The sequence below is a fragment of the Novosphingobium sp. genome (assembly GCF_031424035.1).
Lineage (GTDB): Bacteria > Pseudomonadota > Alphaproteobacteria > Sphingomonadales > Sphingomonadaceae > Novosphingobium.
The window spans coordinates 1-4928 of sequence record NZ_JANPGP010000093.1 but is presented as its reverse complement, the minus strand read 5'-3'; the positions used below and the strand labels follow the sequence as shown (position 1 = coordinate 4928).

Annotated in this window: 5 protein-coding genes; 1 reads left to right on the top strand and 4 read right to left on the bottom strand. The window is 62.5% G+C overall.

Features of this window, described 5'->3' with window-relative positions; translation table 11 throughout:
- Positions 1 to 42 precede the first annotated feature (42 nt).
- From rpsR to RMO89_RS13730, 4 genes are all read right to left on the bottom strand, one after another.
- Entirely contained in the window at positions 43 to 267 is a 225-nt protein-coding gene (rpsR, locus tag RMO89_RS13745) for a 30S ribosomal protein S18 (RefSeq protein WP_101798422.1), read from the bottom strand.
- 3 nt (positions 268 to 270) lie between these two features.
- On the bottom strand, positions 271 to 633 hold the full coding sequence (gene rpsF, locus RMO89_RS13740; RefSeq protein WP_310533783.1) for a 30S ribosomal protein S6: 363 nt from the start codon (positions 631 to 633) through the stop codon (positions 271 to 273).
- Between the two features lie 253 nt (positions 634 to 886).
- The gene (locus RMO89_RS13735) at positions 887 to 3580 is read right to left on the bottom strand and encodes a TonB-dependent receptor (protein WP_310533782.1); all 2694 of its coding nucleotides are present in this window, start codon (positions 3578 to 3580) and stop codon (positions 887 to 889) included.
- A gap of 414 nt (positions 3581 to 3994) precedes the next feature.
- The gene (locus RMO89_RS13730; protein WP_310533780.1) at positions 3995 to 4528 is read right to left on the bottom strand and encodes a hypothetical protein; all 534 of its coding nucleotides are present in this window, start codon (positions 4526 to 4528) and stop codon (positions 3995 to 3997) included.
- A gap of 166 nt (positions 4529 to 4694) precedes the next feature.
- Between RMO89_RS13730 and RMO89_RS13725 the strand changes: the two genes are divergently transcribed.
- Positions 4695 to 4928: hypothetical protein (locus tag RMO89_RS13725; protein ID WP_310533778.1), on the top strand; the 234-nt coding region annotated here is incomplete at its 3' end.

Sequence of the window (4928 nt, the reverse complement as noted above, 5' to 3'; positions counted from 1 at the left end):
TCGACGCGTTCGAGGAGGATGATTTCCATGTCGTCTCTCCCTTTACTTCACGAGGTAGGGCAGAAGGCCCAGGTGGCGGGCGCGCTTGATGGCCTGGCCCAGTTCACGCTGCTTCTTTGCAGAAACGGCGGTGATGCGGCTGGGCACGATCTTGCCACGCTCGGACATGAAGCCCTGCAGCAGGCGCGTGTCCTTGTAATCGATCTTCGGCGCGTTCTTGCCCGAGAAGGGGCACGACTTGCGGCGGCGGAAAAATGCGCGGGCCATGGCTTAAAACTCCTCGCGTTCGCGGCGCTTGGCGCGCTCGCGGTCGTTCTTGCGCATCTGCACCGACTGGCCATCCTCGTGCTCGTCAACGCGGACGGTGAGCCAGCGGATCACGTCTTCGTTGATCGCGGTCTGGCGTTCCAGCTCGGCAACGACGCCGGCAGGGGCCTCGATGTTGAGCATGACGAAGTGTGCCTTGCGGTTGCGCTGGATCTTGTAAGCGAGGCTCTTCAGCCCCCAGGTTTCGGTCTTGGTGACCTTGCCCTGTCCTGCTTCGACGATCTCGGTGGCGGTAGCGGCCAGCGCATCAACCTGCGCCTGGCTCAGATCCTGGCGCGCCAGGAAAACATGCTCGTAGAGCGGCATGCCTATGCCTTTCATTCATCTAACCGATCGCTGGCTGATCCGCACGATTGCGGGGCCCCTCCGGCTTTCTTCGGGTTTCCCTTTGCAGGGAAGCGGCGGCCCTTAACGCTTTTGGCGGGCTTTGCAAGCGAGATTCCCGCAAAACTGCCAAATAGAGGGGGCAAAAAGAAGGGGCGGGAGACCTTTCGGCCGCCCGCCCCAGTCAGGGAGGAGAAGGCCCGCTGCAGGGCGGGGCCTTCCGGAAATTGTCCGATCAGAAGCTGATCGAAGCGTCGATGCCAAAGGTGCGCGGCATGTTGAAGTTGCCGTAGTCGCCCAGGATGCCGCCGACGTTGCCGACTGCCAGGATGTTGGGAACGCCCGTGACCGGAGCCGACTGGACTGCCGGGATGCTGTTCGACGGGTCACGGCGATAGACGTGCTGTTCGTTGAACAGGTTGCGGCTCCACACGCCGAAGTTGAGCTTCGATCCGCCGGCGCCAAGCGCGACGTCGAGGACCGACAGGCGGGCGTTGACGATGAAGCTGGCATCAGCCTTCGTGGCGAACTGGTCGAAGCTCTGGGTCGCCTGGGCATAGTTGGCGTCCATGTGGAACTTCACCCGGGCGCCGCTGCTGCCCAGCGGGTATTCATAGGCGATCGAGCCGCTGGCCGCATTGCGCGGGGTGAACACGATGTAGAACTTCTGCGCCACGGTGGACGAGTTGATCGCCTGTCCGGCGGCGGTGCAGGCCGTGGAAGGCGTGCCAACGCCAGTGCAGAATGCCGTGTAAGTCACGTTCACCGGCGGTACGTCTGTGTAGGTGTAGGCATAGGACAGGTCGAGCGTCAGGCCATCGACCGGCTTAACGGTAAGATCAGCTTCGATGCCGCGGATCTTGGTGGTGCCCGGGGCGTTGAAGGTCACGAGGTTGTTGAAGTTGCCCGTCGCGGTCGGCTGGATGGTCGAAAGGTCAACCTGGCTGCCCTTGCGGTCCATCATGTAGGCCGCAATGTTGAAGCGTGCGTGACGGTTGAACAGGTCGGCCTTGAGGCCCACTTCGTAGTTCTTGACGTCTTCAGGGTTGAAGGCGCGATAGTCCGAGGTACGCGACGAGGCACCGCCGGCGCGGTAGCCGGTCGAATATTTTGCATAGCCGTGGACGTCATCGTTGAAGTCATAGGCAATGGTCGCCATCGGGTTGAAGCGGTTCCACTTCTTGTCGAGCGGGGTGTAGCCGTTGGTCGCCAGGATCGCGGCATTGGCCGGATTGCGATAGTCGATGTTGCGCGAGGCGAGCAGGGCGCCCTGCTTCTTGTCTTCGGTGTAGCGGCCACCAACGGTGATGTGCAGCTGCTCGGTCGCGTTCCAGGTAAGCTGGCCATAAGCGGCATAGCTCTTCGAGAACACTTCCGAGGCACGGTCAATGTTGCAGCCGCGCACCGCGTTGCCGACGAAGTCGATTGCAGTCGCCGGGTTGGTGGCGGCGCAATAGGGGATGGTCACGAAGCTGGCGCTGGTCGCGGTGTTGTAAACGACGCCCATCGTGTTCGGCGTTGCGGCATCGTCGCTGACATGCTCGTTGAAGTAGTAGAGGCCAGCAACGTAATCGATCGAACCGACCGAACCAACGGCCTGCAATTCCTGGCTGAACTGGCGCTGGCGCAGGTCGGCAAGGCTGTAGCGGCTGAAGGCGCAAGGGGCGGCGGTGGTGCAGGCGGCGGTGTAGTTGATCACCGGGACGCGGTGATAACCGCCCGAGTTATCGTACTGCTCCACGTCGACACCGCGCCATGCGGTGATCGAGCGCAGTTCGAGGTCAGGTGAAACCTTCCACTTGAAGACGTTGGTGAAGCCGTGGGTCTTGTCGACACTGTTCTGTTGCGGCACGCCGATATCGGCCACGCGCATCAGCGTATCACCGTTGACGACGACGCCGGGAACCAGGGCGCGGATCGAGCCTTGGGTGCCGGTGAAGGCAGTGCCAGGAGTAACGCAGGTGCTGCCGGCCGGGATCGCCAGAGGCGCGGTGTTGGAACCGCCGCTCAGGCAGTTGTTCGGGTTGTAATTCAGCAGCTGGCTATAATACGGGGTGTTTTCGTCCTTGGCGATGTCAAAGGCGAAATCGTTGGTGATGCCGTCAACCGGCTTCCAGCGCACGGCGGCGCGCATGCCCTTGCGGTTGTAGAAGCCAAAGCCGGCCTGTCCGGCCAGCGGGTTCTTCGTCACTGCGTCCTGGTGCTGGTAAACGCCGTCAAGCTTTACCGAGAAGCCGGCGACTTCGGGAAGGTTGAGGTGGAGCGATCCGCTGCGGGTGCCGATGTTGCCAAAGGTGCCTTCGATGCGGCCGCCGAATTCACCGGTGGGAGCCTTGGAGATCAACGACAGCGCGCCACCTTCGGTGTTGCGGCCGAACAGAGTGCCCTGCGGACCCTTCAGCACCTCAACGCGCTCGATATCGAACAGCGCGGCGTTGAGGCCGTGCTGGCGGCCGAGATAGACGCCGTCGATATAGATGCCGACGCCCTGTTCGCGCGCTGGCTGGTTGGCGTCGAGCGGCACGATGCCGCGAATGCCGATGGTCAGCGCCGACTGGCGGGCTTCGAAGGTGGCAACGCGCAGGCTGGGGACGCCGCCGTCAGCAAGGTCGAGCAAGCTCATCACCTTGCGTTCCTTGATCGTCTCGGCCCCCATGACCGAGATCGAGATCGGCGTCTTCTGCAGGTTGGTCTCGCGCTTGGTCGCGGTGACGACGATTTCGGTCAGGCCGCCGTTGTTGCTGTTCTCGGTCGACTGCTCGGCGTTCTGGCCCTCATCGGCCGTAGCTGCCTCGGTCCCTGCGCCTGCTACCGTCACACCGTCGGCGGTGACAGAAATCGAAGCGGCTGCCGGGGTGGCAAGGCCGAATGCCAGCGCAGTGGCAAGTGCGGCGAGCGAGGCATTGGTGCGAGTGTTAAACGCGGTCATCTGGATCGTTCCCTGAAGATTGGAATTGTTGTCCGATGCCAACCCCCCTGATGATCCGACCAGTCATGATCCGAATCGCCCCCGAGGCCGGCTTCCAGCTGCCTCTAGGCTCGCTCCATGTCGGCCCTGCGTAAGTTGCGCGACAGCAATGTGACACGGCTGTGCCGGTCTCGTGACAGTCCGTTGTCAGGCCCGAGATTCGCTAGAGAGGCCTGCGAAAAACGTGAATCGTCATTCCGGCGCAGGCCGGATCCCAGCACGGAAAATAATGCCGTCGCCAAGCGAGGTCGTATGGTTGTGCGGTCTGGGTGCCGGCCTGCGCCGGGATGACCGTTGGGCGATTTTGCGCAGGCCGCTCTGGGCTATTTTTTGCGCAGGGCGCTCAGGGCTATTTTTTGCGCAGGCCGCTCTGGGCTATTTGAAGTGGGCGGAAGCGAGCAGCGCGAGCCACTGGTCGCGCGCCGCCGCGTCGAGTGGCGTCTTTGACAGCACCGTCAGTTGAAACCATGAACGCTTGCCGGTGATCAGGCGGTAAATACCGGTTTCGGCACGCTCGGCTCGGCAGCTGGGCGATTGACGCTCGTAGGTTATCGAAATGTCGTCCTGTGCGATGACCTTGAAAGTTGCCGGGCAACGCGCCAGCGCCGCGCTGCGCTGGATATCCATCCAGGCCTGCGCCGTCTCTACCTTGGGAACTGGCAGGATAGCGACGATTTCGAGCGCTTCGGTCCAGGTCTTGGCCGATTTGCCGCGCACCGCGATCAGGTCGACCATCCGGCTGGGATTCTTCGCATCAAAGGCGACCATGTCGCTGTTACCGCTATCGAGCACCTGCTTGAGCGGAGGATAGAGCCGGTGATCGAATTCAAGCTGTTCGGCCTGAGCGGCAATCGGCACCCCGGCCAGCAGCGCGGCGAGTGCGCAAACGAGGATTTTCCTGACTTCCATCACCGGCAAGGATAGGCTGACGATGCGCAGAAATCACGCGGTTTAGTGTGACAGCAATATGACACGCGCATGGCCATCAGGGCGGACCGGGCCGGCGCATTGCGGACATCGGCATGACCTTGCTGCGACAGCGGTCGGGCAGGCACCGGATTGACACCTGCCCGTCATGAAAGCGTCACTCAGCGCAGGCACAAGGGCGGCGAACACCAGCAAATCGTCCGCCATATTCATGCCCACCAAGACTACATTGCTGATCACTGCCCCGCCGCCGGGGCTGCTTGTCGACCTTGCGCGCCGCCGTCCGGACTGGTGCGTGTTGGAGATTGGTGACGCCCCGCCGCCCGAAGCGATCGATGGCCGCGTCTGGGGCTTCATCGACTGGCTCTGCCCCAGCCTGTCG